Annotated in this window: 14 protein-coding genes; 3 read left to right on the forward strand and 11 right to left on the reverse strand. The window is 48.9% G+C overall.

Features of this window, described 5'->3' with window-relative positions; translation table 11 throughout:
• Positions 1–58: 58 nt before the first annotated feature.
• Together SACSAC_RS09695 and SACSAC_RS09700 are read right to left on the reverse strand one after the other, a co-directional pair.
• The gene (locus SACSAC_RS09695; protein WP_037285680.1) at positions 59–2,485 is read right to left on the reverse strand and encodes a hypothetical protein; all 2,427 of its coding nucleotides are present in this window, start codon (positions 2,483–2,485) and stop codon (positions 59–61) included.
• A gap of 166 nt (positions 2,486–2,651) precedes the next feature.
• A complete protein-coding gene (locus tag SACSAC_RS09700) occupies positions 2,652–3,500 on the reverse strand; it encodes an aldo/keto reductase (protein WP_037285682.1) in 849 nt (282 codons plus the stop codon).
• Positions 3,501–3,633: 133 nt separating this feature from the next.
• Here SACSAC_RS09700 and SACSAC_RS09705 point away from each other — a divergent pair, with 133 nt between their 5' ends.
• The 3 genes from SACSAC_RS09705 to SACSAC_RS09715 all read left to right on the forward strand — a co-directional run bounded on the left by SACSAC_RS09705 (position 3,634) and on the right by SACSAC_RS09715 (position 6,039).
• Positions 3,634–4,266: a TetR/AcrR family transcriptional regulator gene (locus SACSAC_RS09705; protein ID WP_037285684.1), complete on the forward strand. Its 633-nt coding sequence runs from the start codon at positions 3,634–3,636 to the stop codon at positions 4,264–4,266.
• 119 nt (positions 4,267–4,385) lie between these two features.
• Positions 4,386–5,297, forward strand: coding sequence for an ABC transporter ATP-binding protein (locus tag SACSAC_RS09710; RefSeq protein ID WP_037285687.1), 912 nt, complete (start codon positions 4,386–4,388; stop codon positions 5,295–5,297).
• Between the two features lie 25 nt (positions 5,298–5,322).
• Positions 5,323–6,039 (forward strand): ABC transporter permease, encoded by a 717-nt coding sequence (locus SACSAC_RS09715; RefSeq protein ID WP_037285690.1) that lies wholly within the window; start codon positions 5,323–5,325, stop codon positions 6,037–6,039.
• A gap of 161 nt (positions 6,040–6,200) precedes the next feature.
• Here SACSAC_RS09715 and SACSAC_RS09720 read toward each other — a convergent pair whose 3' ends face one another.
• The 9 genes from SACSAC_RS09720 to SACSAC_RS09760 all read right to left on the reverse strand — a co-directional run bounded on the left by SACSAC_RS09720 (position 6,201) and on the right by SACSAC_RS09760 (position 14,538).
• On the reverse strand, positions 6,201–6,422 hold the full coding sequence (locus SACSAC_RS09720) for a hypothetical protein (protein ID WP_037285693.1): 222 nt from the start codon (positions 6,420–6,422) through the stop codon (positions 6,201–6,203).
• A gap of 16 nt (positions 6,423–6,438) precedes the next feature.
• Positions 6,439–7,725, reverse strand: a complete 1,287-nt coding sequence (locus SACSAC_RS09725; protein ID WP_037285695.1) for a galactokinase — start codon at positions 7,723–7,725, stop codon at positions 6,439–6,441.
• Between the two features lie 138 nt (positions 7,726–7,863).
• Entirely contained in the window at positions 7,864–8,274 is a 411-nt protein-coding gene (locus tag SACSAC_RS09730; protein ID WP_037285698.1) for a hypothetical protein, read from the reverse strand.
• Complete coding sequence (locus tag SACSAC_RS09735; protein ID WP_037285699.1) at positions 8,271–8,717, reverse strand: LytTR family DNA-binding domain-containing protein; 447 nt, start codon at positions 8,715–8,717, stop codon at positions 8,271–8,273. Before SACSAC_RS09735 ends, SACSAC_RS09730 begins: the two co-directional genes overlap by 4 nt.
• 350 nt (positions 8,718–9,067) lie before the next feature.
• Positions 9,068–9,535 carry a GNAT family N-acetyltransferase gene (locus SACSAC_RS09740; RefSeq protein WP_037285701.1) on the reverse strand — a complete coding sequence of 156 codons (468 nt, stop codon included), beginning with the start codon at positions 9,533–9,535 and terminating at the stop codon, positions 9,068–9,070.
• Positions 9,536–9,673: 138 nt separating this feature from the next.
• Complete coding sequence (locus SACSAC_RS09745; protein ID WP_037292568.1) at positions 9,674–10,573, reverse strand: glycine betaine ABC transporter substrate-binding protein; 900 nt, start codon at positions 10,571–10,573, stop codon at positions 9,674–9,676.
• A gap of 470 nt (positions 10,574–11,043) precedes the next feature.
• A complete protein-coding gene (locus SACSAC_RS09750; RefSeq protein WP_037285703.1) occupies positions 11,044–12,321 on the reverse strand; it encodes a mechanosensitive ion channel family protein in 1,278 nt (425 codons plus the stop codon).
• Positions 12,322–12,768: 447 nt separating this feature from the next.
• Positions 12,769–13,929, reverse strand: a complete 1,161-nt coding sequence (locus tag SACSAC_RS09755) for a cobalamin-independent methionine synthase II family protein (RefSeq protein ID WP_037285705.1) — start codon at positions 13,927–13,929, stop codon at positions 12,769–12,771.
• A 372-nt stretch (positions 13,930–14,301) separates the two neighbouring features.
• Entirely contained in the window at positions 14,302–14,538 is a 237-nt protein-coding gene (locus SACSAC_RS09760; protein WP_037285708.1) for a hypothetical protein, read from the reverse strand.
• Positions 14,539–14,607: the final 69 nt, after the last annotated feature.

A 14,607-nucleotide genomic window follows, 5' to 3' on the forward strand; every position in this document is an offset into this window, starting at 1 on the left:
TAGGTTTTAGTCGTGGTGCGAATCGTTAACGGGTTATACGAAGGGGAATGGGAAAGGGTTACACATGGCTATAGAGGATGGTTTCTAACTTCTTTTCAATAATAAAGGCAATACGCGGAGACATAACTCGAAAATCAGATATCTCACGAGCACGATTAGTGAGTTCTTGAACATACTCTTTAACAGATAATCCTTTGTAGTCTATAATTCTTTCAATTTTTTTTCTGAAGTTTAATCTGTTTTGGCCATGCATCAAATAAAAATAGTTTTCTTTGTGCAAATTCAAAATTAAAAATTCAATAATTCCATCTCCAGCGACACTGTGAATGATATCTTCAAAATTTTCTGCAGATACATTCAAGTGCGGATTAATATAAAAAACCTCAAAACTTCGATTTAAATCGATAAGAGAAAAGTTAAAAGAATCTCTTTTGCAAAGTTGATAAATATGTTGTTTGAAGAACCCTTCTTTTAATAGCTCCGGAGTTTCAATAAGCTCGCATAAGGTAGATATTCTCCAATCTTCTACATGATTGCTTTGTTCAAATGTATAATGTTCAACTTCTTTATAAAAATCGAAAAGATAACTACGACTTTGTAAAAAAATAAAATTGAATTTTAGCAATAACGAATACGAAATATAATTTTTTCTCAAGCAATCTTCCAAATCTTTTAAAATAATAGGTTTTAATTTCTCAATTGCAATATGATCAAAAATCCAGCGAACAAGATTCAAATCAATTTTATGCCCAATATTACTACGTTCATTTTGAATTTTTTCATGTACAAAAAGAATCGTTTTTTCATCATTTTTAATCGGTTTACTATTCATACAGCTTTGAAACATTTGGTAAAAGTAAAGAACTTCCTTCTTCCAACCCTGATGGAATTCAGTATCTAACATATGATAAAAAATCATAGATACTTTGTAGGCGTAACCTAACTTATTCATAAGGAATGTAATGTATTTTTTATTTTCTGAAGAAGGAGCTAAATCTGTCACAAACCAATACGTTTCTTCTTTCAAAAACTCGTATTCTTCATTCTCCTTATCTTCTTCGGCATTTCTTGAATAACGACCGTTGTCCCAACGCGAAAATAAAAAATCATATCTTTGAGATTCTAATTCATAAACATACGGCTGACAGGCTAGTAAAATTGAATGCCAATACTCTTTATAAGCTTTTAAAAATTCAATTTCTTGCTCGTTTAATTCTAACTTTTCAATACGACAAAGTTTCAAGAAAATTTTATAGCCCGTTGTCTTTTTCATTTGTTCATGAAGGTATTCGACTTCTTCAATACCCTTAATTTGATTTATAATTGTTAAAGGAATAATAAAATAAGTAAAATTTTTAAAAAATATGTTTCTCCTATGATCCTGATATGTTTCCATTAATTCTGTGAAATGATCTAAGTTTTTATAACTTTGCAATTGAAGCTCTAAAAGATTATCTATAATTTTGTGACTTTTGGTGTACAAACCTACTAGATCTTTAAATTCAATAGAGAATGAACATTTTTCGATTTTTTCAAAAAAAGCGCCCTCCAATCTGAGAACAAACGACGCTCTCTTTCTCATTTCATTTGCGTATCCATTATCTTCAAACCAAAGTATTTTTTTTGCTGGTTTTTTGTAAAAAATATCCGAGTCCAATATTTCTTCCATGACATGCGTCAACATTGCATGCTTTTCTTTTGCCTCTATTTTCTCTACGTCTTGAAAGAGCACTTCAACAAAATAATTTTGATCCCCAGCCTGCAGACAATCTTTAAACAATTTAATGTATTGCGCAGTCACTTGTGTTTCGATATCTTTGTACAATTTTGGTCTTTTTTCCAAAGGCATCATTAACATCATTTGCAGACCTTGAAGACCTTTTATAAATACATACACGCAAAGAGAAAAAACTATCAAAAAACTCGCTTCCCAAAAACTTTCCAGAAATTTATCCGGTAAAAAATCTAAGAACCCAAAAGAAGCAAAACTCCCCTGTAGCAAAACAAAAATCGAAACGTATCCTAACAAAAGGCTGAAAAATCCTGATTTGAAAATTTGTAAATTCAGGCTTTTTATGAACGGACCTTTAGCTATACTTCTTCCCCAGTACTGATCCTGACTATTTTGTTGAGCATAGCTAATAGTGAATTGAATAAATGCATACAGTATACCGTATAGAGTAAGCAATGCGATAACAAGAGACAGCCGATTTTCTTCTTTGCCCAATTCGATCAATGAAAATTTTTGCTGAACAGAAATTATGATCGTAATAACTCCCATAGGCAGAATGATCTTTAAAAAAAAATCAAAAATTGAAGAGTCCTTAAATTCCGATAATCCTTTTTTCATTTTAGGAGTAACAATAATGCCGATAAAAGAACAAAGAATTTTCATAACAAATGCTACGACTATAATCCAAAAGAAGACCCGAAATAATATTTTAGCATTCTCAAAAATGAGTTCTACAATAAAAAAACCCTCCACTTCAAATTTTGATTTTAAAATTAAATGTTCATACGATGGATATCAATAATGATTACGGTAACTTTTGATTCAAGTTTCAATGCTTCCTGATTAACTTTTATGTTTTATCAAATAAAAAATCCAAGATAGATTCTTGGATTTTTTCAAATATATTAAGTTCAAAAAATCAAAACTCCTCATACTCCGCCGGGTCTTGTCCCCACAACCGCCGATTATCTTTACTAAACGCCGAAATTGTCTTCATCTGCTCCGCCGTCAGCTCGAAACCGAAAATATCCAGATTCTCCTGCTGATGCTTCAACGAGCTTGCCTTCGGGATCGGAATCGAGCCCAGTTGGGTGTGCCAGCGAAGCACCACTTGGGTCGGCGTTTTGCCATACTCGTTTGCGATCGCCTTCACCGCCGCATCCTCCAGCACGCCGTCGCCTTTGCCCCGTCCGAGCGGGCTCCACGATTCGGTGACCGTTCCGTGCTTGGCATTTGCCTCGCGCTGAACCGCCTGCTCGAAATACGGATGCAGCTCCACCTGGTTGAGGCTCGGCGCGACGCCCGTTTCGCTCACGATCTTATCCAGGTGCTCCGGTAAAAAGTTGCTGACGCCGATCGAACGCACGTAGCCGCGCTTTTTCGCTTCGATCATGGCCTGCCAGGCTTCGACGTATTTGCCCTGCTTCGGGTTCGGCCAATGGATGATGTACAAATCGAAATAGTCGAGCCCTGTCCGCAGCAGCGATTCTTCGATGGTGACCAGCGCTTTGTCGTAAGCATGATGGCGCCCCGGCAGCTTCGAGCAGATCCGCAGCTGGTCGCGGGGCACGGAAGCTTCGCGCACCGCCCTGCCAACCGCACCTTCGTTTTCATAGTTAAAAGCCGAATCGATCAGCCGATAGCCCGACTCGATGCCGCTTTTGATCGACTCCGCGCCCGCAAAACCGTTCATGGAATACGTGCCGAGGCCGATCGCCGGAATCTCGAGTCCGTCATTCAATTGGATGTTCGGAATATTCGTTGTCATAGGAAAAAGCCCTCCTCTCGTATGATTCTACGATAGCATTTTCGATGAGCCGGAGCAAAATCCGCGGTTGACTTGGCAGGAAAATGGATTTACTATTGGTTCAACGAACGTTTAGTGAAATGAGGACATGTTTATGGAATCCAAACAAACCGGAAAACGCATGACCAGCCGGGACCTTCAAGCCGCTCAGCGCAAGCAGCAGATCCTTCAAGCGGCCAAACGGCTTTTTGCGGAAAAAGGGTATCACGCCGTGTCCATGCGGGAGCTGAACAAAGCAATCGGCATGGCGGACGCGTTGACGTACCACTATTTCCCCGGCGGAAAATTCGAAATTTTGACCACCGTGCTGCAAACGGCGCAGGAAGAACGGATCGGCGGCATCGTGCTTGTTTTCCGAGAGATTTTCGCGAAAACCGATCTTCCCCTGACTGATGCGCTTGCCGAACTGATTACAGGGTTGGCGCAAAAACTCACGGAAGACCAAGCTTATTTTCAAATTCTGATCCGCGAGCGCTCGCTGTTGAACGACGAACAAAAAGAAGCGCTCGACGGCCTGACCACCCTTCCGTTCGAAGCGATGTCGGGCTATCTGTCGCGGCGCGCGGAACAAGGCGAGATTCGGCACATGGATTTCTCGCTCGCTTCCTCGCAGTTTTTGGCGCATATCGTGTTCACGATCATTCAGAAGCTGCTGAGGAACGCCGAGTTGGAGCCGTCCGAAGCGATCAAGCTATCCGAGTTCTATGCGGAGCTATGGGCGAAATAAACCGACGGCAAGCAGCAAGCAAAAAGGAAAAAAGGAACAGGCACTTCGGTGCTCCTTTTTTTCGAAATTTAACTCAACGAACGTTCAGTTAATGAAATGATCCATAAGGAGGAACAATCATGCAGGAGATCATTCGCACGGAATCCCTGACCAAACGATACGGGGACTATTCAGTTTTGCAGGATATATCGCTGAATGTGTATCGGGGAGAAATTTACGGCTTTTTGGGTCTGAACGGAGCCGGAAAAACAACCACGATCCGCATGCTGCTGGGCATGATCGCGCCGACTTCCGGCGAAGCGCATATCAACGGACAACGCGTGCTCGGAGCCAAAGCTGATCTGTGGCAGCAGGTCGGGTACATGGTCGAGACGCCGTACGCGTACCCGAATTTCACGGTGCGGGAAAATCTGAGACTGATCGCCAAACTTCGCGGACTGCCGGAAAAACAATCGACCGAAGCGGTCATGGACCGATTGCAGCTTGCCCGTTACGCCGATACCAAAGCCAAAAACCTCTCGCTCGGCAACGCCCAGAAACTCGGTCTCGCCAAAGCGATGATCCATAACCCTTCCGTTCTCATTCTCGACGAACCGACCAATGCGCTGGACCCGGCAGGCATCGTGCAGATCCGGGAACTGCTGCGGCATTTGGCCAAGGAAGAAGGCGTAACCGTGTTTATTTCCAGCCATATTTTAGAGGAAATGTCCAAGCTGGCATCCCGGATCGGCATCATCCACGGCGGCACGCTGCTTGAGGAGATCAGCTCGCAGCAATTCGAACAGCTCCGGCGCAAGCGCCTGTCGGTGAAGGTTCGGGAAAAAGAAGAAATAGCAAGCGAGCTGCTGCGGCAATCCGGTTACGCAATACAACTCGCGGATGATGGTACGATCGAGATTTCGGACGAATCCGCGATCCGGCAGCCCGAACTTATAGCCAAGCTGCTGGTCGGCGCGGATCTTCCGTTGGCGGAGCTGACCGTGAACGAAGAAGGTCTGGAATCGTACTTTTTGCAGCGGGTGGGCCAATGATGTTTATTAAAAGGAGGGCTTCGCAATGAGATCGCTATGGAATGCCGTGTACGTCGAAAATCGAAAATTAAGCCGTTCGCCGGTACTGTGGGGGATGCTGGTCTTTCTGTTGTTCGTCACCGGCATCCGTTCCGGCGGGGCGGATTGGAACGAGCATTTGGGCAATATGACGTTTTTGTTCGCTTCCGTCTTCGGCCTGATGGGCTTCGGCACGATGACCGCTTGGGTGTTCGGACGGGAGTACGCGGACCGCACAGTGAAGGACCTGCTGGCGCTGCCGGTCTCCCGCACCACAATCGTAATCGCCAAAGGCTTCGTAATCATAGGTTGGTGCTTGGTCGCGACGCTTACGATCTTCGGCTTCTCGCTGCTGCTCGGCCTGCTGATCGGCGTGCCCGGCTTGTCTTGGCGCATTATCGCCGATCAGCTCGGCGGGCTGCTGCTTATTGCCGCGTTCCATCTGCTGCTTTGCTCGCCGGTCGCGCTGCTGGCCAGCATCTCGCGCGGGTACCTGGTTCCGATCGCGTACGCTTTTACCACGCTGATGGTCGCTTTGACCGCCGGACCGACCGCGCTCGGAGCCTATTTGCCTTGGTCGATCCCGGCGCTGCATCTGTCGATGAGCGATTCCTCGGCTTCGGCTTTTCCGCTCGGAACAGCCAGTTACGCGATTCTGATTCTTCTGTTCGGGATCGGGGCGCTCGGTACGATGTCTTGGTGGAAAAGGGCCGACCAGCGGTAAGCGGCGGGTCTTGCTTTGAAAGGTAGATCGACCGTAACAGTGCATAAAACGGTCGCAACAAAACGAGCCGACGGAATTTCTTCCGCGGCTCGGTTTTGTTGTTGTTTGTTTTTTTACAGAGATATGAATGCAGCATCTATTCGATCCTCTGCTGACCCGTCCTATTCTTCATCCAACGTCGGCACCGCGGTGAAAAATACGTCGTACAGATCCCAGTCGAACTGTCTCCGCACGTACGTCTCGATCTCCCGCAGCTGCTCCTCGCTCGTATATTCCAAGCAAGGTCTGCCTTCGCTCCACAGTGTGCGGCAGACGAAATTTTTCGTTACCTGCTCGATCACGACGTCCTGCGGAACGTTTTTGCGGCTTGCGCTTAAACTCATGCGAACGAACTCCTTTTTACTTCACGTCATCCAGGCAAACGGCGCCGTGCGCGCGAACCTGAATTTCCAACGACTCCGTGCCCAGCGTGCTTTGGATCAGGTCTTGATAGACTTTCACGGCATCTTGAGGCAGAATCGCCAGAATGACGCCGGCAAAGCCTCCTCCGTGAACGCGGCAAGCGCCTTTTCCGAGCTGCTTGATGTAACGTTCCGTAATCGCCAACGCGATCGCTACTTCCTGCTGACGGGTCACGGACGGGCGGTATACGTTTTGCAGCCATTTCCACGACGAATTGCCGGATTCCGTAATCAGCGGAAGGAACGCCTGAAGGTCATTGTTGCGCAGCGCTTCCAATTGGCCGTCTACCCGATCGTTTTCTTCGAAGAAATGCAGCGCGCGCAATACGGCACGGTCGCCCGCTTTTTCGCGGATTTCCGGCAGGCGGGCGTACAGTTCGTCCGGCGACGTGCCGCGGCAGTATTTCGTGCCGAGCAGCTCGGCCACGGCGAACATCTCCTCCGGCACGGCTGCGTAATCTTCCGTCAGATCCGCATGGTTGCCGCCGGTATTAACGATGACGAGCGCATATCCGTCCTGGTCGAAGCGGTACGTGACCGGCTCGATATGCGGCTCCTCCGGGTTTTCGAAGTCGATGGAAATCAGGCCGCCGTGCGCGCACGCGATCTGATCCAGCAGGCCGGATGGCTTGTTCCAGAACTTGTTTTCCGCGTATTTGCCGATCTTGCCCATCTCGACCGCGTTCAGTGTTCCTTCATTATAAAAGGTGTTGAGGATCGTGCAGATCAGCATCTCGAACGACGCCGACGAGCTGAGGCCCGACGCGCTGTAAACATTGCTGGATACGTACGCGTTGAAACCGCCGATCCGGTAGCCTTTTTCCGCAAAACCGGAAGCGATGCCGCGAATCAGGCCCGCCGTTCCGTCGTCTTCGGCGCTGATGTCCAATTGGTCGAGATTGATCGAATACTGCTTCTCGTAGCCTTCCGAGCGCAGCGTGATGACATTTTCTTCGACTTTGGCCGCGGCGGCGATGGTGTCGAGGTCGATGCTGCCGGTCAGCACTTTTCCGTGGTTATGATCCGTATGGTTGCCGCCGATCTCCGTCCGTCCCGGCGCGCTGAACAGTTTGACCTGCTCGGCTCCGTAAGTTTGCGCGTAAGCGTCCAGCACGTTTTGGTAACGCGCCGTTTGCTCGGAAAGCTGAGCTTCGCCGTACAGTAGGGTCAAAGCGGAGCGGATTTCAGGCGTTTCGAGAAAAGTTGAGTTAAATTCATTCGTCATTGCAAAATTCCTCCTGGATAAAGGGGTATGTCGAGCCTATAGAGCTACCTTATCAATATGCCACATTTTTGTATACGCATACAGGGCATAGAGTCAATATCCGGGATAGGTTTGCAAACTTTTTCGCGAAGTTGTCGATTATTTCAGCTTGGCGTTCAGCTCGTCGGCTTGTTTGCGGCTTTCGATTCGGGCGTAGACGTAAAAGCCGAGCGTATGCAGCACGAGCGACAGGATTACCATCCCCCACAGCCAAGGAAGAAGCAGATCGTACAGTTCTTTTGAAAAGAGCAGGATTCCCAGCATGGCTCCCCCGATCGACAGCAACGACGAGATCGCGATGTTCCACAGCGGTTTGAGCGTCAGATGGTTCCACAACGCGTCGTACATCACCCCGAACAGCGCGGCGCAGATGGCGGCGATGCCGACGACGTTCCAGAGGTAGCCGATCCCGACCGTTTCTCCCCGATAAAAGAACGTGAGCAGCAAAACGATCCAAAGCAGCGACATCGTGAAGACTTGGAAAAACGATTGGCGAAGTTGAACGATCATGTGAAATTCCTCCTGAATTGTTGGATGTAAAAGCGGCTGACCGTGTGGCGGGAGCCGTCGGTGAGCGATACTTCGATACGGGCATGGGCGGCGGACGAAAATGCTTGAATATGCGCGGCTCCGACGATCGTGGTGTTGTTAATTCGCAGGAAACGCGGCGGAGCAAAGTCTTCTTCGGCGGCTTTGAGGCGCTTGTTGAGCAGATAGCGTTCTCCGGTGATGAGCGTGACGCCGCACATGCGGTCTTCGGAGACGATTGCGGCGATCTGCGTCGGTGAGACTTGGACGACGCGGTCGTTAGCGGCGTTGATGAGTCCGACTTTTTCCTCCGCTTGTTGAAGGGCTTGGCGGATCGGCGTCCAGCGCGAGCGTTCTTCGGGATGGGTGACGACTTTGGCCGTGCCGGGCGCAAGCGCCTCGTCGGCTTCGAATATGAATTTCATGCCGGGGCTCCTTTCTGGTTTATGGGTTAATGGTAACGCGGACAAAGGGATAGGGGGAGGATTTTGCGGTTTGTTGCAGGAAAGGGGAAGTCTGTTGCAGGGAAGGGGAAGTCTGTTGCAGGGAAGGGGAAAATCCTATTCGTTATGAAGCATGGCGCTGCGGGGGACATTCGTTAGTTTATGCTTACGAAGTGCCTTTCTTCGAAAGGCTTCAGCTCCTGCACTGAATGTCCCCCTCCGCTATGTGCTTCGGCAAGAAGAGGATATTCCAAAGAAATTATATAAATTAAGAAAGTTCCTTTTCATGAAAGCATCATTCATAGATTAGAACAAAGGCTGGTATTCAGAAATCAGAAAGAAGGCTCGCTGCGCTGCCAAGTCATCACGTATTCAAGTTCGTCTGTCGGTTCGTCGATTTGTTCGGAGCGGATCGAGAAGCCTTGTTTCCGGTAAAAGGCTATCGCGTTTTCGTTGCGGGCGAACACGTTCAGGGTGATCACATCGCGGTTGCTTTTGGCATAGTTCAGCAGAAGTTTGCCGTAACCGCTGCCCTGTCGGGAAGGGTCGATGAATAGGGCGGCGAGGTAGTTGTCGACCATGGCGATGAAGCCGACGACGGAGTCGTTATGTACGCAGATATGAACTTCGGAAGACGGCAGGTATTGCGATTCCATGGCTTGTTTATTGGCTGTCCAGTAGGCTGATTCGATGAAGGAATGAGCCGATAGCGATGCTTCAAGCCAGAGTTGGGCCAGATGCGGGAAATGGTCGGCGGTCGCTTGTCGGATATCGGGTTGAGTTGAAAATTTAGGGTTCATAAGTCATGTCTCTCCTTAACGAGTTGGTTATGAATCAAAAAGGATAGGCATAGAAAAAGACGCCCGCAGGCGCCCTTTATCGATAATTCTGCTTAACTTCAGTTTAAACTATTTCCTTCGAAACGAGTAACCTGACTTTTAAGACTTCAAATCCTCGATCGAATTCACGTCTTCCATATAAGTCGGCACGGCCAATCCCGATTTGACGTCGACCATGTTCGCGCCGAGGTCGTCGAGCTTGGCTTTATACTTTTCCCAATAGTCTTCATGCGTGATCGGCAGCCAGGCGGCTACGATCGCGTCCACGCTGCCGTCGGCGACGCCGATCCACATCGGGCCGATCTCGACCTGCATCATGTTGGCGTTATAGCCCAGTTTTTCATTCAGTACATGAGCGACAACGTTGGTGCTGGCGATCTCGGAATCCCAGGCTACGAACGCGAGCGTGAAGTTGTCTCCCTCCACAGGCTCCAGTCCTTCGATCCATGCGTTCACTTCGGTCTCGTGACTATCCACCCATTCAGCCGCAGCCTGTTCCGGACTTTTCCCATCCTGAATCGCGATCATGACTTCGCCCATATCGTCGGCGGTCCAGTTGAAGCGGTCCAGGAACTCGTAACCCGTCGGGTGATCCGCTTCCAGCCCCAGGCGCGCGATCGTATGAATTTCTTCGGGCTCGCCGTAGGTCTTTTTCGGATCGTCCAGATATTTGAGATCGTAAGTGTTGAACATCCAGTGCGGCGTCCAAGCGGTAATGACGATCGGTTCTTCTTTTTTGTAGGCTTTGTCGAGCGCAGCGGTCATGGCGGCGGACGAACTTTCCGACAGCGTCCAGTCCGACAGCTCGTAATCTTCCATCGCTTGCGCGGTCAAACGCATCAAGCCCGCTCCCGGTTCGGTACCGGTAATCGTATAGTTCAGTCGATCTCCCGCCGTTTGGCTCTCCGCGCTCGTAGTCGGGTTCGAGGACGAACATGCGCCCAACGCTAATACGGCAGCCAGACTGCCCAGAGTCATCCATTTTTTTGTTTTGTTCATCATTTGCAATCCCCTTCGTAACAATCGTTTTTGCGCCGGCTGGTGCTTGTCGATTCCGCGGAATGTTGGACGACATTTGACGAATGATTTTCTTGCATCCATCAAGTTAACAACGGTATATAGGTTAACAAACCTTCGCGAAGATCACAAACTGACATGGAGATTTTGACCGTTTTCTGAAAACGAATGAGAAAAATGGAACTTATTTATTCTTAAATATACTCGCATATACTCTGTTTTTCACAAGAATGATTAAAAAGAGAAAAAAATCTATTTTTTTGGGTTTCATTTTAGTTTCAATATGTTTTTAGAACTGATTTTTCGAAAAAAAGTAGTTTGTTCATTGCGTGTTTCTCCTCTTTTTCTGAAAGTTTTTCATGCAAAAACCCTGATTTCTGAACAGAAACCAGGGTACGATCCCAATAAAAACAACTAACGGTCAGACGAATGTTACGCTTCAAAATACACCTTTATCCAATCTCCGCTTCAATGCTATTTGATTGGCTACCGCTTCGCTTATCCTGCATACCCACGATATCGTGTCCGGTAGGATTTTGGAAAACGCGCAAGCCGAACATAGGCGCTACGGCGAAAATATGATCAAAAATATCCGCCTGTACGGTCTCGTATACCGCCCAAGCCGTATCGCCGCTGAACGCGTAAATCTCCAGCGGAAGCCCGTTGTCTCCCGGTGCCAGCTGTCGTACCATCAGCGTCATATTCTGGTTGATCCCCGGATGATGGCGCAGGTACTGCGTGACGTACTCCCGGAAAACGCCGACGTTCGTCAGCTGCCGCCCGTTCACCGGACTCTCTCTCCGGTTGATCCCGTGCTCCCGGTTATACTCTTCGATTTCGTTCGTTCTTCTTGCCAGATAATCGGACAAATAATGGATCTTTCTGAATTCGGCGATCATGTCTTCCGTACAAAATCCGATGCTGCTCGTATCGATCTGAATGCTTCGCTTGATCCGCCTGCCGCCGGACATCTGCATGCTGCGCCAGTTGCGGAACGAATCCGAAATGAGGGCGTAACTCGGAATCATCGTGATCGTTTTGTCGAAATTCATGACTTTGACCGTGTTCAGCGTAATATCGATGACGTCGCCGTCCGCATTGTAGTTCGGCATCTCGATCCAGTCGCCTACCCGCACCATGTCGTTGGACGAGAGCTGCACGCCGGCGACCAGCCCCAAAATGGAGTCTTTGAATACCAGCATCAGCACCGCCGACAGCGCGCCGAGGCCGCTCAGAATAATCAGGGGATTCTGTCCGATCAAGCCGGCTACGCACAAGATTCCGCCGATGATGAACAGTACGATCTTCATGACCTGGATATAACCCTTGATCGGGCGGATCTTGGAGACTTCGAACGAGCGGTAGATCTCGTCGAACGCGTTAAGCAGCGCATTGACCGCCATGATTGTCACCACGATCATATAGACCGCGGCCAACCGTTCGATCAAGACCTGATACGTCGGGAACGACCAAGCGGAAAAGTAGATAATGATCGCCGGAACGAGATGCGACAGCTTGTGCAGCACGTTTTTCTCCAGCACGATCGCGCCCCACTTATGACGGTCTTTGCGAACGATTCGGGCGATCACGTTCAGCACGATTTTTTTGGTGATCAGGTTGGCAATGACGGAGACCGCGGCGATGAACAGCACCATGATGATGTTGGACAGGTAAGTAACCATCGTGTCGCTCATGCCGTAGCCTTGAAGGTGATTTCTGATAAAGTCCATGATGTCCTCCTAAAGCAATTTGCGTTAGCCTATCATTATACGGAAGAATCGGTTGGGAGGCAAAATCGCACGAAGTTTTATGGAGGATGGGAATAGAAAAAGACACCCGTGAGGGTGTCTGAGGTTGTCGAGAAAGGAGCTTCGACGCGGGAAGCGAGAAGACTGCGAGAGAAATTGCCAGCATAGGCTTCCGAAGTGCATTTCTTCGAAATGCTTCACAAGACGCTGTCTCACTTGGAAAACTGGATTGAAATTTAAGATGTAGTTTTCCAAGTTCAAAGGCGTCTTTCACTGAATTTCTCTCTCCGTCTTCTCGCTTCCAGGTACGTCGAATTTTCTCGACACGTTGAGACACCCGTGAGGGTGTCTTTTTGGCTTTAGAGAAAGGTAGTAACACCTGCTTCCGACGTGTCTTTCTTCGAAAGCCTGCCGTTTGCAGATCGGATGTTACTTGGCCCAGTATTGCTTCGCGATTTTTTGGCCTTGATCGATCTTCGCCCACTGCTCAGCCTGGCTCAGTTCGTTGCCGCCGTCGCAGGATGCGAAGCCGCATTGGTGGGACAGGAGCAGGCGGTCTTTGTCGATGATGGTGGATGCTTCGTCCAGCAAACGCAGTACGCGCTCTTCGTCGTCGAGGGTGCTCGTTTTGGAAGACAGCAGGCCGAGTACGATCTCGGTGTTTGGCTTGTCTTTGAACACTTCCAGCGCTTCCAGGGAACCTGCGCGCTCGTCGTCCCACTCCAGGAAGAAACGGTCGTATTTCAGCTGCTTCAGGAACAGGTTCGCGATCTTCACGTACGAGCCGCCGCCCATGTTGCGCGAATCGTAGTTGCCGCGGCAGTTGTGCGTCCACATTTTCAGACCCAGCTCGTGCCCGAAGTCGATCACCGTGTTGTTGATGTCGATGAACTCGGCCGCGAGCGCCTGTACCTGCTCCTGGTCGATGTTCTCGCCCGTGTATGGGGAATTCGGGTTATCGTCCGCGAACAGCTCCCATAGGCAGTCGTCGAACTGAAGAATTTCTCCGCCCGCGTCCGCGAAGTCTTGAACGAACTCTTTGTACGCTTTGACGAGTCCGGCTTTCAGCTCTTTTGCATCTTTGTAGACGGAATCCGTGCCGCCGATATTGTCCGACCACGACAGTTCGCCGAAGATGTGGGACGGGGATGGTACGCAGAGCTTGGTCTCGCGATCACCCGCGCTGTCTTTAAGCTGTTTGAACGATTTGATAAAGTGGTGGTTTTTGCCGCTCAGCTCGCCCGTGATACGCAGCCCGATGTCTTTGCGCGTCTCGTATTTGGAGCTGCCGTCCGTGTCGCGGAAGAAGTAGCCGTGATCCGCGATGTAACGGTCGATCCCGTCAAAGCCCCATACGAAGTCGAGGTGCCACATGGATTTCGAGTACTCGCCGTCGGTGATGATCGAGAGGTCGTGTTTGATTTGGTCCTGCACGACGGAGTCGATCGCATGGGCTTCGCACTGCTCGTAGCCTTCGAATTCTTGGTAGAACGGGTACTGGATATCGTCGCGGTGTTCGATTTGCGTTTTATATTTGAGAAGATCGTCCGGGCGCAGTAAGCTGCCTACGATTTGAAATTTATCGGTCATGGGGGTGTGCCTCCTTGGGTAGTTGCGTATTTGTAAGTGTATGTGATCGGATAGAATCGAAACGATTGAATGCACTTCATTGTAGCATCGTTGTGGGCGGAGGTGAGTAGACGAAGAAGGTATGGCTGGTTATAGGGGGAGGGTATAAGGCAAAAAAAGACCGTCGAACATCGAAATGCTCGCGGCCTGTTTGTCCTCGGATATATGAAAAAGCGAGGGGAACGAAATTTCAGTCAGAGGATTAAAGACTTGACCGAGCTATGCGAGATATCGCGGTAGATCGGATATTCCTCCGGCGCCTCTTTCAAACGAATTTTTGCAGACGTATTTTAGCTATTTGATTTGCGCTTTTTCGGTCACATGCCTTCCAATCTATTTCTCCAGATATTCCTCTTCAATATCCAGACTGTCGGGATGTAAGTCTAAATCTGTCGCGACATCTCGGACGGAACGATAAAATTTGTTTCGATCGATCCGACTCGTCAGTTCTGTTTCGTACTCGTCTTCATCGTACGCATATACAGCGGATACTTGAAAACTTTCTGCATTTCCGGAATTTTGGGCTCCGTCGTAGTCGGTCTGAATCACCATTCGCATAATCGCGCTCACGGCAAGAACTCCTTTCGCTGGGATCTGTATTGGGGATTTGTTTATGCGGTAGTTAGACGAGCTTGTACA

Source organism: Saccharibacillus sacchari DSM 19268, from assembly GCF_000585395.1.
GTDB classification, from domain to species: Bacteria; Bacillota; Bacilli; order Paenibacillales; family Paenibacillaceae; genus Saccharibacillus; species Saccharibacillus sacchari.

Bases quoted from the DNA above. Each gene is read 5' to 3' on its own strand.
- SACSAC_RS09710 (WP_037285687.1), top strand. From the start codon at position 4,386: ATGCAGGAGATCATTCGCACGGAATCCCTGACCAAACGATACGGGGAC.
- SACSAC_RS09750 (WP_037285703.1), bottom strand. From the start codon at position 12,321: ATGGACTTTATCAGAAATCACCTTCAAGGCTACGGCATGAGCGACACG.
- SACSAC_RS09715 (WP_037285690.1), top strand. From the start codon at position 5,323: ATGAGATCGCTATGGAATGCCGTGTACGTCGAAAATCGAAAATTAAGC.
- SACSAC_RS09735 (WP_037285699.1), bottom strand. From the start codon at position 8,717: ATGAAATTCATATTCGAAGCCGACGAGGCGCTTGCGCCCGGCACGGCC.
- SACSAC_RS09755 (WP_037285705.1), bottom strand. From the start codon at position 13,929: ATGACCGATAAATTTCAAATCGTAGGCAGCTTACTGCGCCCGGACGAT.
- SACSAC_RS09700 (WP_037285682.1), bottom strand. From the start codon at position 3,500: ATGACAACGAATATTCCGAACATCCAATTGAATGACGGACTCGAGATT.
- SACSAC_RS09745 (WP_037292568.1), bottom strand. From the start codon at position 10,573: ATGAACAAAACAAAAAAATGGATGACTCTGGGCAGTCTGGCTGCCGTA.
- SACSAC_RS09730 (WP_037285698.1), bottom strand. From the start codon at position 8,274: ATGATCGTTCAACTTCGCCAATCGTTTTTCCAAGTCTTCACGATGTCG.
- SACSAC_RS09725 (WP_037285695.1), bottom strand. From the start codon at position 7,725: ATGACGAATGAATTTAACTCAACTTTTCTCGAAACGCCTGAAATCCGC.
- SACSAC_RS09740 (WP_037285701.1), bottom strand. From the start codon at position 9,535: ATGAACCCTAAATTTTCAACTCAACCCGATATCCGACAAGCGACCGCC.
- SACSAC_RS09720 (WP_037285693.1), bottom strand. From the start codon at position 6,422: ATGAGTTTAAGCGCAAGCCGCAAAAACGTTCCGCAGGACGTCGTGATC.
- SACSAC_RS09705 (WP_037285684.1), top strand. From the start codon at position 3,634: ATGGAATCCAAACAAACCGGAAAACGCATGACCAGCCGGGACCTTCAA.